The 15,568-nt window shown below is 38.2% G+C and carries 15 protein-coding genes; 8 read left to right on the top strand and 7 right to left on the bottom strand.

Annotated features, from left to right (window positions below):
• The first annotated feature begins 239 nt into the window (after positions 1 to 239).
• Together fba and NMK36_RS09545 are read left to right on the top strand one after the other, a co-directional pair.
• A complete protein-coding gene (fba, locus tag NMK36_RS09540) occupies positions 240 to 1,319 on the top strand; it encodes a class II fructose-bisphosphate aldolase (protein WP_072722243.1) in 1,080 nt (359 codons plus the stop codon).
• 236 nt (positions 1,320 to 1,555) lie between these two features.
• Positions 1,556 to 4,639 carry a type ISP restriction/modification enzyme gene (locus NMK36_RS09545; protein WP_254173612.1) on the top strand — a complete coding sequence of 1,028 codons (3,084 nt, stop codon included), beginning with the start codon at positions 1,556 to 1,558 and terminating at the stop codon, positions 4,637 to 4,639.
• Between the two features lie 201 nt (positions 4,640 to 4,840).
• Here NMK36_RS09545 and NMK36_RS09550 read toward each other — a convergent pair whose 3' ends face one another.
• Positions 4,841 to 5,227 (bottom strand): type II toxin-antitoxin system VapC family toxin, encoded by a 387-nt coding sequence (locus NMK36_RS09550; protein WP_072722242.1) that lies wholly within the window; start codon positions 5,225 to 5,227, stop codon positions 4,841 to 4,843.
• Positions 5,224 to 5,454: a type II toxin-antitoxin system VapB family antitoxin gene (gene vapB, locus NMK36_RS09555; protein WP_072722241.1), complete on the bottom strand. Its 231-nt coding sequence runs from the start codon at positions 5,452 to 5,454 to the stop codon at positions 5,224 to 5,226. Before vapB ends, NMK36_RS09550 begins: the two co-directional genes overlap by 4 nt.
• A 181-nt stretch (positions 5,455 to 5,635) precedes the next feature.
• Here vapB and gltS point away from each other — a divergent pair, with 181 nt between their 5' ends.
• Positions 5,636 to 6,841 (top strand): sodium/glutamate symporter, encoded by a 1,206-nt coding sequence (gltS, locus tag NMK36_RS09560; protein WP_072722240.1) that lies wholly within the window; start codon positions 5,636 to 5,638, stop codon positions 6,839 to 6,841.
• A gap of 46 nt (positions 6,842 to 6,887) precedes the next feature.
• Here gltS and NMK36_RS09565 read toward each other — a convergent pair whose 3' ends face one another.
• Complete coding sequence (locus tag NMK36_RS09565) at positions 6,888 to 7,382, bottom strand: hypothetical protein (protein WP_072722239.1); 495 nt, start codon at positions 7,380 to 7,382, stop codon at positions 6,888 to 6,890.
• Between the two features lie 304 nt (positions 7,383 to 7,686).
• Between NMK36_RS09565 and NMK36_RS09570 the strand changes: the two genes are divergently transcribed.
• The 4 genes from NMK36_RS09570 (at position 7,687) to NMK36_RS09585 (ending at position 11,350) form a co-directional block, all read left to right on the top strand.
• Entirely contained in the window at positions 7,687 to 9,120 is a 1,434-nt protein-coding gene (locus NMK36_RS09570) for a circularly permuted type 2 ATP-grasp protein (protein WP_254173613.1), read from the top strand.
• Positions 9,121 to 9,222: 102 nt separating this feature from the next.
• Positions 9,223 to 10,212: an alpha-E domain-containing protein gene (locus NMK36_RS09575; RefSeq protein ID WP_072722237.1), complete on the top strand. Its 990-nt coding sequence runs from the start codon at positions 9,223 to 9,225 to the stop codon at positions 10,210 to 10,212.
• A complete protein-coding gene (locus tag NMK36_RS09580) occupies positions 10,209 to 11,057 on the top strand; it encodes a transglutaminase family protein (RefSeq protein WP_254173614.1) in 849 nt (282 codons plus the stop codon). The genes NMK36_RS09575 and NMK36_RS09580 overlap by 4 nt, the downstream gene beginning before the upstream one ends.
• Before the next feature lie 155 nt (positions 11,058 to 11,212).
• Complete coding sequence (locus tag NMK36_RS09585) at positions 11,213 to 11,350, top strand: photosystem II reaction center protein K (RefSeq protein ID WP_072722235.1); 138 nt, start codon at positions 11,213 to 11,215, stop codon at positions 11,348 to 11,350.
• A 114-nt stretch (positions 11,351 to 11,464) separates the two neighbouring features.
• Here the strand turns inward: NMK36_RS09585 and NMK36_RS09590 are convergent, their stop codons facing one another.
• Positions 11,465 to 12,022, bottom strand: a complete 558-nt coding sequence (locus NMK36_RS09590; RefSeq protein WP_254173615.1) for a glutathione S-transferase family protein — start codon at positions 12,020 to 12,022, stop codon at positions 11,465 to 11,467.
• Positions 12,023 to 12,100: 78 nt separating this feature from the next.
• On the opposite strand from NMK36_RS09590, the gene NMK36_RS09595 reads away from it, so the two are divergent.
• The gene (locus NMK36_RS09595; protein ID WP_254173616.1) at positions 12,101 to 12,946 is read left to right on the top strand and encodes an Rpn family recombination-promoting nuclease/putative transposase; all 846 of its coding nucleotides are present in this window, start codon (positions 12,101 to 12,103) and stop codon (positions 12,944 to 12,946) included.
• 69 nt (positions 12,947 to 13,015) lie between these two features.
• Here the strand turns inward: NMK36_RS09595 and NMK36_RS09600 are convergent, their stop codons facing one another.
• The 3 genes from NMK36_RS09600 to puuE form a co-directional block, all read right to left on the bottom strand.
• Positions 13,016 to 13,480, bottom strand: coding sequence for a hypothetical protein (locus NMK36_RS09600; RefSeq protein ID WP_072722233.1), 465 nt, complete (start codon positions 13,478 to 13,480; stop codon positions 13,016 to 13,018).
• A 310-nt stretch (positions 13,481 to 13,790) separates the two neighbouring features.
• Positions 13,791 to 14,435, bottom strand: coding sequence for a calcium-binding protein (locus NMK36_RS09605; RefSeq protein WP_072722232.1), 645 nt, complete (start codon positions 14,433 to 14,435; stop codon positions 13,791 to 13,793).
• A 30-nt stretch (positions 14,436 to 14,465) separates the two neighbouring features.
• Positions 14,466 to 15,389 (bottom strand): allantoinase PuuE, encoded by a 924-nt coding sequence (puuE, locus tag NMK36_RS09610; protein WP_072722231.1) that lies wholly within the window; start codon positions 15,387 to 15,389, stop codon positions 14,466 to 14,468.
• Positions 15,390 to 15,568 lie beyond the last annotated feature (179 nt).

Raw genomic sequence — 15,568 nt, forward strand, 5'->3', positions numbered from 1 at the left:
GTGATATTAGAAAGTTAAAAACCGATACAAGCCAACAAGATCAATAGTTGTGAGCTTTTCTGGGCTTAACTGACCTGTAACGGCAAGGGATTGAAGCCCTGAAGGACTTACTACAATTTTGTTCATAAAATTTGATAAATTTCTGATCCGATCCACCGGAAATGACCAAATTGTCTTAAGATTATTTTAATTAAGACGGTCTCGGAATAAATTTAGACAACGACTTAGGAGGAGATTTTATGGCGCTCGTACCCATGCGGCTTTTGCTGGATCATGCGGCTGAAAACGATTATGGACTTCCTGCATACAATGTGAATAACATGGAGCAGATCCAAGCAATTATGCAGGCAGCTGAAGAAACCAATAGCCCTGTGATTCTGCAAGCTTCTCGCGGTGCTCGTCAATATGCAGGTGAAAGCTTCCTGCGTCACCTGATTTTAGCAGCAGTGGAAACCTATCCCCACATCCCCATTGCCATGCACCAAGATCACGGCAACTCTCCCGCCACCTGCTATTCTGCGATGCGTCATGGCTTCACTAGCGTCATGATGGATGGTTCTCTCGAAGCTGATGGCAAAACCCCTGCCAGCTTTGAATATAACGTGGCTGTCACCTCGGAAGTGGTGAAAGTGGCTCACTCCATTGGTGTTAGCGTTGAAGGTGAACTGGGTTGTTTAGGTTCCCTGGAAACCATGCAAGGTGACAAAGAAGATGGTCACGGTGCAGAAGGTAAGTTAACGATGGAACAACTGTTAACTGACCCTGACCAAGCTGTTGAGTTCGTGGAAGCCACCCAAGTTGATGCTTTAGCGATCGCTATCGGAACCAGTCACGGTGCTTACAAGTTTACTCGTAAACCCACGGGTGAAATTCTGGCTATTAGCCGCATTGAAGAAATTCACCGTCGCTTACCCAATACTCACTTAGTGATGCACGGGTCTTCTTCTGTTCCTGAAGATCTCTTAGCGATGATCAATGAATACGGTGGTAAAATCCCTGAAACCTATGGGGTTCCTGTAGAAGAAATCCAAAAAGGAATTAAGAGCGGTGTCCGTAAAGTTAATATTGATACCGACAACCGTTTAGCCATTACCGCCGCCTTCCGTGAAGCTGCATTCAAAGATCCTTCTAACTTTGATCCTCGTCACTTCCTCAAACCTTCTATCAAATACATGAAGAAAGTTTGTGCGGATCGTTATAACCAATTCGGTTCTGCGGGTAATGCAGATAAAATCAAAGTTCAAACTTTAGATGAATTTGCAGCTAAATACGCCAAAGGTGAATTGAGTGCTTCTACTAAAGCGGCTGTTGCTGTTTAATTAAACTCTCAAGTTTAGCGTTAAATCGTCTAAGTTGATTAATTGAAAGCCTGGTTTCTTAAATTAAGAAGCCAGGTTTTTATCGTAGTAAGCCCTTCAGGGCTTAATTCCTAAGCTGTTACACATTTAAACCGTGTCCTGTAGCAAGCGAGGACGCTGGCACTACAAAAAATTCAGCATATATATTGAGTTTAATATGAGAGAATTAGCAAAGATAGTCTGAGGGCTTATTTCCTATGGTGACGCTAAACTTGAAACCCACCCATAAACCTGTTAGAGCTTATTATGACGCTTTACAACAGTTTGCAAAATTGGGGGTTTCCCATGAATTAGCGGTGAAAGATGCCTTTGCAGACCTCTTAAAAGCTTGTTGTCAACAATTTGATTTAACCTTAATTCCTGAAAAACAAATTAAATTACTCAATGGTAAAAGTATTCGGGTTGATGGTGCTTTAGTTCGAGATGGAAGTATTAGATATGGGGTTTGGGAAGCCAAGGATAGTCAAGATAAATTAGACCGAGAAGTTAAACAAAAATTTGCCGTTGGTTATCCGAAAGAAAATATTATTTTTCAATCTCCTGAACGTGCTATTTTATGGCAAGGAGGGAAACAAATCTGTGATGAAGATATTACGAAACCGCAGATTTTAGTTGAGACGTTAAAGTTATTTTTTGAATATCGCACTCCTGAAATTGCCCAATGGGAAACAGCCGCATCAGAATTTGGGGGACGAGTTAAAGATTTATCGGGTAAATTGATTAATTTAATTGAAACTCAACGGAAAACGAACCCGAAATTTATTCAAGCGTTTAGTGAATTTACGGACATTTGCCGTCAAGCTATTAACCCCAATCTTGCTGAGGCGGCGGTGGAGGAAATGTTAATCCAACATTTGCTAACAGAACGAATTTTTAGACAAATTTTTAATAATCCTGATTTCACCCGTCGCAATATTATTGCGGTGGAAATTGAAAAGGTAATTCAAGCATTAACGTCTAAATCTTTTAGTCGAGATCATTTTTTAGGGGAAGTTGATTATTTTTATCGCGCTTTGGAAGATGCGGCCCAAACCATTGATGATTATAGCGATAAACAGCATTTTTTGAATACGGTTTATGAGAAGTTCTTTCAAGGGTTTGCGGTGAAAGTTGCGGATACGCACGGAATTGTTTACACACCGCAACCTATTGTTAATTTTATGGTTAAAAGTGTTGAGGATATCTTACAAAAAGAGTTTGGCAAGTCGTTAAATGACAAGGGTGTGCATATTCTTGATCCCTTTGTGGGGACGGGTAATTTTATTTTACGGGTGATGCAGGAAATTAGAAAAACTGCCCTTCCCTATAAATATGAACAGGAATTACATTGCAATGAAGTGATGTTATTACCTTATTATATTGCTTCGATGAATATTGAGCATCAATATTTTGAAGCAACGGGAGGTTATAAAGCTTTTGAGGGTATTTGTTTAGTCGATACCTTTTCTGATCAACAGGTGCAACAGTTATCTTTATTTACGCCTGAAAATACCGCTAGGGTTCAACGTCAGAGAAGTTCACCGATTTTTGTGATTATTGGAAATCCTCCTTATAATGCGTCTCAAGTAAATGAAAATGATAATAATAAAAATCGAAGATATACGAATAAAGATAAAACCGGAATTGATGATCGAGTTGCTGCAACTTATTCTAAAGATTCAAAAGCAACGAATAAAAATGCGCTTTCTGATCCTTATGTTAAAGCATTTCGTTGGGCATCTGATAGAATTGGAGATGAGGGAATTATTGCTTTAGTTACAAATAATAGTTTTATTAATGAAATTGCTTTTGATGGGATGCGATGTAATTTAGAAAAAGATTTTGATGTAATTTATATTTTAGATTTAGGAGGAAATGTCAGAAAAAACAGTAAATTATCAGGCACAACGCATAATGTTTTTGGAATTCAAGTTGGAGTGAGTATTAATTTATTAATTAGAAAAAAAGAAAAGCGATCACAATCTACCCAAATTTATTATGCAAGAGTTGATGAGTTTTGGCGCAAAGAAGAAAAGTATAACTATTTAAACCAATGTCAGAAATGGGATGGTGTACAATGGAATCTTATGGAGCCTGATAAAAAATATACCTGGTTAACTGAAAGCTTGAACTATGATTTTGATGATTTTATATCAATTGGTAATAAAGAAAGTAAATTATCAAAAACGCAAGAAATTCATGCTATCTTTAAACTTTATAGTAGAGGAGTAGCTACTTGTCGAGATTGCTGGGTATATAATTTTGATGCGATTAATCTTGGAGAGAATGTTAAACGCACTATATTAACTTATAATGAACAAATGTTCAGTTGGACACAGAGTATTGAGCATTCTCTAAAAATAGACGATTTTGTAACTAAGGATGAAACTAAAATTAGTTGGTCTGAAGGATTAAAAATTTACTTAAAGAGAGGATTTAAAATAGAGTATAAACCTGATTATATTAATCAATCACTTTACCGACCATTTACTAAAAATTATCTATATTTTGATAAAACCTTAAACGAGCGTCGTTATCAATTTCCTTATCTACTTCCAACGCCTGAAACAGAAAATCTAATTATTTCTATTGCTGGAGTTGGAAATAGAAAAGAATTTGGTTGTTTTATTAGTAAATTTATTATTGCTTTAGACTTGGCTTTTGAAAAAGCTCAATGTTTCCCCTTCTACACCTACGACGAAGACGGAACAAACCGAAAAGAAAATATCACCGACTGGTCACTTGAACAATTTAGAAATTATTACCAAGTTCAGACGATTACAAAATGGGATATCTTCTATTATACTTATGGATTATTGCATCATCCCACCTATCGAGAACGCTACGCTGCCAACCTCAAACGAGAACTTCCTCGCATTCCCTACGCGCCAGATTTTCGCGGTTTTGTTGATGCTGGACAACAATTAGCAGACCTCCATCTCAACTATGAACAACAACCCGAATATAGCCTTAAATTCATTGAAAATGATCAAGTTCCGTTAAATTGGCGAGTTGAAAAAATGAAACTCAGTAAAGATAAAACCCAAATTATTTATAATGAGTTTCTGACATTAAGCGGTATTCCTCCTGAAGTGTTTGAATATCGGTTAGGAAATCGTTCGGCGTTAGATTGGATTATTGATCAATATCAAGTTAAAATTTATAAACGCAGTGGAATTGTTAATGATCCGAACCGTTTAGACGATGAACAATATATTATTAGGTTAATTGGTCAAGTGATAACGGTTAGTTTGGAAACTGTTAAAATTGTTAATCATTTGCCCGATTTGGGATTATCCTAAGAGAAGAAGCCATGAAGGGCTTACTACGATACTGCGTTCTTGGGAACAGTTGGCAGTTACCCAGTCCCAGAAATCGTTGGGTCTTTTGATCGCTTCGGATACTATCTTGATATGTTGTCTCACAATTGTTTGTAGATTGGACTTCCTAAGAATAGTAGACAGATGTTAAGGTAACGAAACCCAAGATTATTTTTATTGTTTTTAATCCCATAATCTCTGAATAGGATAAGCATCAAACTTGATATCTCTGCTAATTAAAATTAGGGATCTATTGATGGCTTGAGCGATTAACATTCGATCAAAAGGATCTCGATGATGTAAGGGTAGATTACAAATTTGTAACGTATCAATAAACATAATAGGGAGCAAAAGAATATCTGAATTTTCAAGCTTATCTTCAATGGTTTTATAACTTTGTTGTAATGACAATTTACCCAAATTTAACTTAATCGCAATTTCCCAAAGACTGGCAATACTCAGATAAACATGATCCGCTATATCAATCATCTCTCTTAGGCTATCAGGTAAATTAGGATCATTTTCCGATAACCAAATAAAAGTATGAGTATCTAACAGAAAAGAATTCATTCCATATATTCCTTAAAATCTTCTAAAGGTTCATCAAAATCATCAGATAGAGGTAAAACAAAAGTCCCTTGTAATATTCCTGAGCGACGTTTTTTAACAGGGGGCTGCTCTGAGGGAGTCTTTTGGGAGTAGTTTTCCATAAGATAGTTAGCATAATGTAGAAGCTCTTGTTTTAGAGATTCTGGCATTATCCCAACCATTTGTAGGATTTCCGTATCAATATTCATAATAGCTGTTGTGATTTATTCCCATCGTTTTTTAGACTAACCAACTAGACTAGACAAAAATTTATATATCCCCCTATTATAACTTACTTATAGCGGAAGCCCTGAAGGGCTGACTACGACACCGAACTTAACGTATAATCAAAAACTTAAGTGCAATGCTCAGGGATTAAGATTTTACACCATGAATATCCTGCAACTCAATGTACGCGAAACGGTGATTGTGGCGATTTTAGTTCTGTATCTGGGGAAATATTTAACCGAAAAGATTAAATTCCTTCGAGATTTTAATATCCCCGATGCGGTTTCGGGAGGTGTCCTCGCCTCCTTATTTTTTGGTCTTTGTTTTGCGGTTTTCCAGCATCAAATAGAATTCGATCTCAATGTCCGTGATGGTTTATTGATTGTTTTTTTTACAACTATTGGGCTTTCGGCCAAACTCAAAACCCTGGTAAAAGGGGGGAAATCGCTATTAATTTTGTTAGTCATGGCGATCAGTTATCTAATTGTACAAAATATCACGGGGGTTGCGATCGCAGCCTTAACGGGGTTAAAATTGCCCATTGGTTTGCTGGCGGGGTCGATTTCTCTGAGTGGAGGACATGGGACGGTGATCGCCTGGTCGCCTCTATTTAAGGATAGTTATGGAATTGCTAATGCTACGGAAATAGGCATTGCCAGTGCGACCTTTGGTTTAGTCTTTGGAGGAATTGTTGGTGGGCCCATCGCCAAATTTTTAATTAACAAAAACCAACTCCAAACCAATAACCCAAATCAAGATCTGAGCATCGGTATTAAGAACGATCAGAAGAATGTTATAATTGATTACAATACTATGCTCAATTCTATATTAGTCATTAATCTTGCTATTGGTTTGGGACTAGAAATCAATGCGATCGCTACCGCTATCGGTTTAAAATTACCTTTGTTTGTGGGTTGTTTATTAGCTGGAATTATTTTAACTAATACTGTGCCTTTGGTCTTTAAAGGCTTTACTTGGCCGTCTGATACTCCTTCTCTGGCTTTAATTTCTGATGTGAGTGTGGGGTTATTTTTAGCGATGTCTTTAATGAGTTTACAGTTGTGGACATTGGTAGACTTAGCTGGGCCAATCGCTTTATTATTGTTCGTACAGTTATTCATAATTACGGTTTACACGGTCTTTTTAGTGTTTCCTGTTATGGGTAAAAGCTATGATGCGGCGGTGATTTCGGCAGGATATTCGGGACTCGCATTAGGGGCGACTCCAACCGCAATGGCTAATATGACCGCCGTAACTGAACATTTTGGAGCTTCACCTCAAGCCTTTATTATTGTTCCCTTAGTCGGAGCTTTTTTTATGGATATTGCGAATGCTCTTGTGATTCCAAATTTCCTCAATTTTTTATAGTTTTATCAATAATCGGTATTCCATTCTTCACCTCTAGGTAACTGAATTACGAATTACGAATATTGAATATCCGTCTCCCTTGAGTTTTCAAGAATAATAAAACCGGAAATTGATAAGCTTCTGCCATTAACCAAAGTAGAATAAACAGATGAACGAGAAAAGCTAAAATTGTCCAGATTAGCGGAAACCAACTCCAAGCATTACCCGAAACGGGAGGAAAAATTAAAGCAGATAAACCAATTAAACTTGGAGGAAATAAAACAAAACTAAGAGCAATAATCCAATAAATCCAACTGAGTTCGAGATTGCCTAAATGTTCACCTTTCCAGGTTTTTCCTGTCCAACGCCAGGTTAAAGCTGGTTCTCGATCTGCGAGTTTTAAACTTTGTGTTTCTAGGTTAATCGTAAAGATATGATGGCAGACATCACACCCTAAAGCTTCCATCAAGGTGAGATTAGAAATCTGACCACAACGACAAATTGGACAAGTATAAGTTCCTTCATAACTTAACGAGATTTTTCGGCTGTGACTGTTGAACATTGATCCCTGTGGCATAAAATTACAAAACTTTGCAAAAATCTTAACTATCTTTTTAGATTAAAATGAGATAATTGTTTAATAATAAGAACAGGTCTATTTTATAGAATGTTCCCCAAAGAATACAAGATGTCTTCAGGAAGAGTTAAAAGGAAACTTGGGGTTTGATGCCAATTCCAGCCTAATTCCTCGATCCCTGTTTCAGATCAAGTTCAAGGGTTTGGAGATTTGTATCAGAAGCTACAGTTAAGTAGTCTCTCAAACTTTTATATCTCAATTATATTGTAATCAATTAGGATAAAAGCCAGTGCGATTTCAATCCTACGATCCAGGTGAATTCTACGATGAACTTTTTGTAGCTAAAGGACAACCTCGTCCCTACGCAGCAGCGTTAATTGATCGGATTAATTCTCTATCCCCTGGAGATTTAGAAATCCGACAGGAAGCGGCTAAAACTGCGATGATGAAATTAGGGGCGACATTTAATGTCTATAGTGATAGTCAAGGGACAGAACGTATTTTACCCTTTGACTTAATTCCCCGTATTGTTTCCGCTTCAGAATGGGCTTGGTTAGAACAGGGATTAAAGCAACGAATTCATGCGCTGAACTTATTTATAGATGATATTTATGGAGAACAGAAAATTATCAAAGACGGGTTTATCCCTGAAGAGTTAATCTATTCTTCTAAGGGATTCCTGAAACCTTGTATGGGTTTGAAAGTACCTAAAGGAATTTGGTGTCATATTACCGGAACGGATTTAGTTAGGGATAAAGAGGGAAAATGGTACGTTCTCGAAGATAATTTACGCTGTCCTTCTGGGGTTTCTTATGTCTTAGAAAATCGTCGGGTGATGAAAACCACATTCCCACAAGTTTTTGCTAAATTAGGAATTCAACCCGTTGATGAATATCCCAGTCATTTATTAGATGCTTTGTTGAATTTAGTGGGGACTCATATTAGCAATCCCACCGTTGTTGTCTTAACGCCGGGGATGTATAATTCTGCCTACTTTGAACACTCTTTTCTCGCCCAACAAATGGGGGTAGAATTAGTGGAAGGACGGGATTTAGTGGTGAGTGATGGTTATGTGCAAATGCGAACCACAAAAGGATTACAACGGGTGGATGTGATTTATCGTAGAATTGACGATACGTTTATTGATCCGTTAGCTTTTAATCCTGAATCCATGTTAGGGGTTCCAGGGTTAACGGAAGTGTATCGAAATGGTCGAGTTGCGCTGGCGAATGCGTTAGGAACGGGGATTGCTGATGATAAAGTGATTTATGCTTATGTTCCCCAAATGATTCAATATTATTTAGGAGAAGAACAAATTTTATCGAATGTTCCGACATATTTATGTTGGGAACCCAAACAACTTGAATATGTTTTAGAAAACCTCGATCAATTAGTTGTTAAAGCCGCAAATGAAGCGGGAGGTTATGGGATGTTAGTGGGAACCCAATCAACGGAAGCAGAACGCCTAGAATTTGGAGAAAAAATTAAAGCAAATCCTCGAAATTATATCGCTCAACCGACGTTATCTTTATCACGAGTTCCGACTTTATTAGGAGATATTTTTGAAGGGTGTCACGTTGATTTAAGACCCTATGTTTTATATGGTGAAAATATTTACGTTCATCCAGGGGGATTAACCCGTGTGGCGATGAAAAAAGGGTCATTAGTGGTTAATTCTTCTCAAGGAGGGGGGAGTAAGGATACTTGGGTTTTGTGTGAATAAAAATAGTCAGTAGAGACGCGCCAATAGCCTATCGGCATGGCTCCGCCCAGGCACGTCTGTACACAGTCAACCGTCAACCGTCAACCGTCAAGAATTTTAAATATGTTAAGCCGTGTTGCAGATTCTATTTATTGGTTAAATCGTTATGTAGAACGGGCGGAAAATATTGCTCGTTTTATTGATGTGAATCAAAATTTGTTATTAGATTCTCCCTCTGGTGTTCAACAACAGTGGAAACCGATTGTTGTGACAACGGGGGATTTAGAACTGTTTAAAGAACGCTATGGAGAAGCGACAGAAGAAAATGTCATCCGATTTTTAACTTTTGATAGTAATTACCCGAATTCTATTTTATCTTGTTTACGGGCGGCTCGTGAAAATGCTCGTTCTGTTCGGGAAATTATCTCCTCAGAAATGTGGGAACAAGTTAACGAATTTTATCTGATGGTTCGAGATGCGGCGATGGGAGAAAGTTACTATCAACTCTCGGATTTCTTCTATCAAGTTAAAATGCGCGGACATCAATTTGCAGGGGTTATGGATGCTACCATGTCTCATAATGAAGGCTGGCATTTTGGCAATATGGGTAGACTATTAGAACGGGCGGATAAAACCTCTCGAATTTTGGATGTGAAGTATTATATTTTATTACCTTCAGTTAATGATGTCGGAACAACCATTGATGAAATTCAGTGGATTTCTTTGTTAAAATCTGCCAGTGCTTATGAAATGTATCGCAAACGCAAACAACACCGGATTACACCGTCTAGGGTTGTGGAATTTCTGATTTTAGATCGAGAATTTCCGCGATCAATTGAATATTGTTTATTACAGGCAGAGCGATCGCTACAATGTATTACAGGAACTAGCCCTGGCACTTGGCAAAACCCCGCAGAACGAGAGTTAGGAAGGCTACGTTCTGAGCTTGATTATATCACAATTGAAGAAATTATGCAAGAGGGAATTCATGAATTTTTAGATGATTTACAAGATCGAATGAATCGCGTCGGCGAACGAATTTTTGAAGCCTTTTTTGCGCTTAAACCGGTTGCAAGTCCCCTGATATTGAGTCAAACTCAAGCGAGTTCATGATCTATAATATTACTCACCTTACCCATTACACTTACAGTCAACCTGTTACTTTAGATCCCCATCTGATTCAGTTACGCCCTCGTTCTGATGCGTTTCAAACGGTACAAGAATTTTCTGTAGACATTTTTCCTCAACCTCAAGGGATATCACATTGCTTGGAATTAGATGGAAATAATGTCATTAAGATTTGGTTTTCTCAACCCACTCAAGAATTAAAAATTAAGGTTAACTCCCAAGTGGAAACCCACTGTACTAACCCCTTTCATTATTTATTAGAACCTTGGGCACTGGAGTTGCCTATTGTAGATTATCCGGCTCCTATATTGAGTCATTTACAACCCTATTTACAACAACTTCCTGATCCTATTATTACCCAACTTGCTCAAGAAATTTGGCATAAAACCCAAGGACAAACCCTCACTTTTTTAAGTGAATTAAATCAAAAAATTCATGAGGCTTGTCAACATATTATTCGCCCCAAAGGTCGTCCCTTACCACCTGGGATCACTTGGACACAACAGTTTGGTTCCTGTCGAGATTTAACCGTTGTGTTTATGGAAGCGTGTCGGATGATGAATTTAGCGACTCGTTTTGTTAGTGGGTATCAAGAAGGGAATTTAAACCGAGAAAAACGGGATTTACACGCTTGGGCTGAAGTTTATTTACCCGGTGCGGGATGGCGAGGCTATGATCCGACTCAAGGATTAGCCATTAGCGATCGCCATATTCCCTTAGTCGCCACAGCCATTCCCCGCCACGCCGCCCCCATTAAAGGGACATTTCGAGGAATTGGTGCCACCTCCCAGATGGAATTTCACGTTTCAATTGCCAAAATTGACAGTTAAAAGCAATCTTCCCCTTGTCCCCTTGTCCCCCTCTCCCCTGCTCCCCCTGCTCTCCTCTCCCCCCCTACTCTATAAAATTCGTAAGTTGCCATCACCGAGCATGGTAAAATACCTTAAAATTCGCCCACATAATTTTTAGAGAGGTATATTAATTCATGGAAGCAGCACTGCTTTTAGCAAAGCTACCCGAAGCTTACTCCATTTTTAGCCCTGTCGTTGACATTCTGCCTGTTATCCCCGTCTTTTTCCTGTTGTTGGCTTTTGTTTGGCAAGCCTCTGTGGGATTCAAATAAAAAAAACAGTTTAAGCTATCAGCGTTAAGCTGGAAAATTGCGGAGGTTTACTCAATCGAGGGTTTAACTTCCCCGTCTTTCTAACTCAACGTTGATAGCCATCTTAGGTAAATATTACTTCCTGCTACCAATGGTTTTTTGAAATGCAGGTCTTTCCGTTAACCATTTAATGTATTCTAAAACAGCCGGATAGGGGCTTAAATCCAACTTCAACATAATCGGAATATAAGCCAAAATCGAACCCACTGCAATATCGGCGACATTCAATTCATTCCCCATTAAAAAGGGTTGTTTCGACAGAATTTCATTCAAAGGATTGAGTAAACGGGGCATTTCTTTTTCCCGATTTGCTTCTATAAAAATTCCCGTTCCTAAAGTTGCATTTCCAAATAATACCCATTGATAAATTTCGGCTCTTTCTTCGGGAGAATGAGGCAGTTTACCGTGTTTTTCGGCTAAATATAATAAAATTGCTCCCGACTCCCACAGTTTAAAATCGTCCTCAACAATGGCGGGAACTTTACCAATGGGATTGATCGCCATGAATTCCGGTTGCAGATGTTCTCCGGCTTGCATATCTAATAGAATAAATTCGTAGGGAACCCCGATTTCTTCCAAATACCATTGCACAATTGAAGCCCGACTACGAGCACCACCATAGAGTTTTAACATTGATGTTTATCCTTTTTTAAGATTTATAACTTCCTTAAAAAGTTTATCATTAAATTATCAAGATGAGGGAAGGGAAGGGTGTTTGATAATATCTGCAAATTTATCGCGGAGAATTTTTCTGAGGATTTAGCCAGTTGGTTATTGGGTTCTCCCATACAGTTAACCCAACTGAGTCCAACGGATTTATCCTTAGAACCGATTCGGGCAGATTCCTTAATTTTACTACAATCCGATGAGTTAGTATTGCATACGGAATTTCAAACTCAACCGGATGCCATAATGCCCTTTCGGATGTTAGATTATCGAGTAAGGGTCTATCGACGGTTTCCCCAAAAGGTGATGCGTCAGGTGGTGATTTATTTACAACGAACTAACTCCCCCTTAGTTCAACAAAATACCTTTAGACTCGAAAAAACCTCCCATGAATTTGAAATCATTCGTCTCTGGGAACAGCCTACAGAGGAATTTTTGAGAGTTTCTGGGTTATTACCCTTTGCGGTATTAAGTCAAACTAATGATCCCGCCCAGGTATTAACTCAAGTCTCTCAAATTGCTGAACAAATTGCAGATCGGCGCGTTCAAAGTAATCTGATCGCCGCATCTTCAATTCTCGCCGGATTAGTGTTAGAAACCAATGTCATTCAACGGATTATTAGGAGTGATATTATGCAAGAATCAACCATGTATCAAGAAATTTTACGACAAGGTAAAGAACAAGGTCGGGCTGAAGGTCGGGCTGAAGGGCTTACCGAAGGTCGGGCTGAAGGGCTTACCGAAGGTCGGGCTGAAGCACTACGACAAGTTGCGATTTTATTACTGAGAATGGGGATGAGTTTAGAACAAATTTCTCAAACAACAGAGTTAACGGTTGAACAAATTCAAGCGTTACAACAGAGTCAACAACAGGACAATCAAAATAATTAAAGATTGAGGTGATATCCTTTACCCTTGGCTAGTGTTAAAGGATATCACCCTAACTTAAATCTCAACAAACTAAAGAACTTGGTGAGTATAAGCGTGTTGTTTTACATTATCTTCAGTGCGAATAATACGCTCAGAATTTAACACCCGTTTCCGTTCTAAGGAGTAATTAAATTCTTTAAAATTTGCTCCTAAAGGAATATGAAGTTTAGCTTGAGGGCGATTTTTATAGGTGCGAGTTGCAGCGATCGCGCGATCGTTAAAATTTTCACAAAAATGGGCATCTGTTCCCAATTCTGCGGGAATTTTAGCTTCTCCATTACTTAAAATAGAACCCAATGTTACAGCATAAGCAATTGAATAGGATGTAGGAACTCCTTTCAAAATAGCTTCCAAAGCCGCTGAGGGAATGGGTTCAACGACTTGAACTTGATGAACTTCCCCATCTTCTTTAATAAAACAGGTTGCTAAACCAATGACGACATAATCATCAGTGGAGATATCAGGGGCGTTAGGATATGCTGTTGCAGTTGTCATAGAAATTAAAGGGTTCAGAATTCCAAAACTAATTTAATTCGCTGGTTGCATTGTACCAAGTTTCTATAAAAGCCCTAGGGGACAAGAATTAGATGGTTAAAGTGTCTAAACCCTTACGGGACTTAAACAACAGAGAGATTGTAAAAGTCCGAGAGCTTCATATTTTGCTAAAACTTTTAACTAAACTTTATATTGGAGAGCAGGAGTCACTAGAGACAAGCAATGGTGTGTCTTTGCTGGAATGAGGATCAAAGCAATCATTAATGTCCTAGCGACCCGGTGCAACTGCTATAGATTAGAGCTATTTTATTTAAGGGAGAATTTGAAAATCGTTACTGCTGAGACTATTAGCAGAAACATTAATTAAGGTTGCTAAAAGTTGGTTAGTGTTAGTGACCCGAATTAGGGTATTATTCGGATCAGAAACTAAAGTTAATTGTGCAAAAGTTAATCCTCCCATTAACCCAATCAAATCTTCACCTTTGGTAAAATCATTAATCGTATCACTCCCTAAATTGTTGGCGAGGATAAAGCGATCGCGTCCTGTTCCTCCAATTAAGGTATCATCTCCTTTATCTCCATATAACCAGTCATCTCCATCATTTCCCCGCAGAATATCGGTTCCTTGACCGCCAAATAAAGTATCAGTTCCGATATCTCCCGTGAGGTCATCATTATCCAAATTTCCATATAACAAATCATCGCCACTCCGACCATCTAAAACATCATTATTTTGTCCGCCATAAAGGCTATCATTGCCTTCATTTCCCACAACCGCATCATTACCCAAATTTCCATTTAACCAATCATTTCCTAAATTTCCCGATAGAAAATCATTACCGGAAAGTCCTAAAATTAAGTCATCTCCTGCATCTCCTAATATTGTATCACTTTCTTCTGTTCCTAATAACAACTGAAAGGTATTATTATTCAAAGTAACCGTTGTGTTTGCCATATTAATTTAGGGGTTAAAGTTAATAAATCCTTAAGCGTTGTTTCCGGCGATAGGTTTATGATACTCATGCCAATGTTGAGCAATATCAATCCGACGACAGATCCAAACCCGGTCATGATTTTGAATATAATCTAAAAAGCGAGCTAATGCTGCTGCCCGTCCAGGTCTACCCACTAAACGACAATGTAATCCAATACTCATCATTTTAGGTGCGGTTTCTCCTTCAGCATATAACAAATCAAAGGCATCTTTTAAATAGGTAAAAAATTGTTCCCCACTGTTAAAGCCTTGATTTGTAGCAAACCGCATATCATTATTATCCAGGGTATAAGGAATGACTAAATGGGGTTTTCCATAGTCATAAACCCAATAAGGTAAATCATCGGCATAACTATCAGCATCATACAAAAATCCGCCTTCTTCTACAACTAATTTACGGGTATGGGAACTGGTGCGTCCAGTATACCAACCGAGGGGTCGAGTTCCCGTAACTTCGGTATGAATGGCGATCGCTTTTTGTAAATGTTCCCGTTCCATTTCTTCATTAAAATATTTATAATCAATCCAGCGATACCCATGACTAGCAATTTCCCAGTTTGCTTCTAACATCGCTGCAACAACTTCTCGGTTGCGTTCTAAAGCCATTGCCACCCCATAAACGGTCAGGGGGATATGACGTTGGGTAAACAGCCGATACAGTCGCCAAAATCCGGATCTACTGCCATATTCATAGATAGATTCCATGTTCAAATGGCGCAATCCTTGAAAGGGTTCAGCCCCAATAATTTCTGATAAAAAAGCTTCTGAAGCTTGATCTCCGTGTAGAATACAATTCTCGCCGCCTTCTTCATAATTAATCACAAATTGTACAGCAATTCGGGCTTGATTCGGCCATTTTGGATCGGGGGTATGGCGACCATAACCGATCATATTTCTTGGATAGTGTTTAGACATATTAATATTAATACAAAAAATATTGTTAATTTTATATAGGTCGTAAAATCTTTTCGATCTGAGTTTTTAATTTAGGTAAATTTGGTTCAATAACAGACCAAAAATATTCTTTAATTTTTCAAAATTATTTCTCATAAAGAAATTGCCTCTGTATTTAAAAATAGTATAATTTATTTTAT

The sequence above is a fragment of the Planktothrix pseudagardhii genome (assembly GCF_904830925.1).
In the GTDB taxonomy this organism is placed as follows: domain Bacteria; phylum Cyanobacteriota; class Cyanobacteriia; order Cyanobacteriales; family Microcoleaceae; genus Planktothrix; species Planktothrix tepida.

What these genes read in the sequence shown, in the direction of transcription:
- NMK36_RS09585 (WP_072722235.1), top strand. Translation starts at nt 11,213, where the DNA reads ATGGAAGCAGCACTGCTTTTAGCAAAGCTACCCGAAGCTTACTCCATT.
- NMK36_RS09600 (WP_072722233.1), bottom strand. Translation starts at nt 13,480, where the DNA reads ATGACAACTGCAACAGCATATCCTAACGCCCCTGATATCTCCACTGAT.
- NMK36_RS09580 (WP_254173614.1), top strand. Translation starts at nt 10,209, where the DNA reads ATGATCTATAATATTACTCACCTTACCCATTACACTTACAGTCAACCT.
- NMK36_RS09565 (WP_072722239.1), bottom strand. Translation starts at nt 7,382, where the DNA reads ATGTTCAACAGTCACAGCCGAAAAATCTCGTTAAGTTATGAAGGAACT.
- NMK36_RS09575 (WP_072722237.1), top strand. Translation starts at nt 9,223, where the DNA reads ATGTTAAGCCGTGTTGCAGATTCTATTTATTGGTTAAATCGTTATGTA.
- gltS (WP_072722240.1), top strand. Translation starts at nt 5,636, where the DNA reads ATGAATATCCTGCAACTCAATGTACGCGAAACGGTGATTGTGGCGATT.
- fba (WP_072722243.1), top strand. Translation starts at nt 240, where the DNA reads ATGGCGCTCGTACCCATGCGGCTTTTGCTGGATCATGCGGCTGAAAAC.
- NMK36_RS09605 (WP_072722232.1), bottom strand. Translation starts at nt 14,435, where the DNA reads ATGGCAAACACAACGGTTACTTTGAATAATAATACCTTTCAGTTGTTA.
- vapB (WP_072722241.1), bottom strand. Translation starts at nt 5,454, where the DNA reads ATGAATATTGATACGGAAATCCTACAAATGGTTGGGATAATGCCAGAA.
- NMK36_RS09545 (WP_254173612.1), top strand. Translation starts at nt 1,556, where the DNA reads ATGGTGACGCTAAACTTGAAACCCACCCATAAACCTGTTAGAGCTTAT.
- puuE (WP_072722231.1), bottom strand. Translation starts at nt 15,389, where the DNA reads ATGTCTAAACACTATCCAAGAAATATGATCGGTTATGGTCGCCATACC.
- NMK36_RS09590 (WP_254173615.1), bottom strand. Translation starts at nt 12,022, where the DNA reads ATGTTAAAACTCTATGGTGGTGCTCGTAGTCGGGCTTCAATTGTGCAA.
- NMK36_RS09550 (WP_072722242.1), bottom strand. Translation starts at nt 5,227, where the DNA reads ATGAATTCTTTTCTGTTAGATACTCATACTTTTATTTGGTTATCGGAA.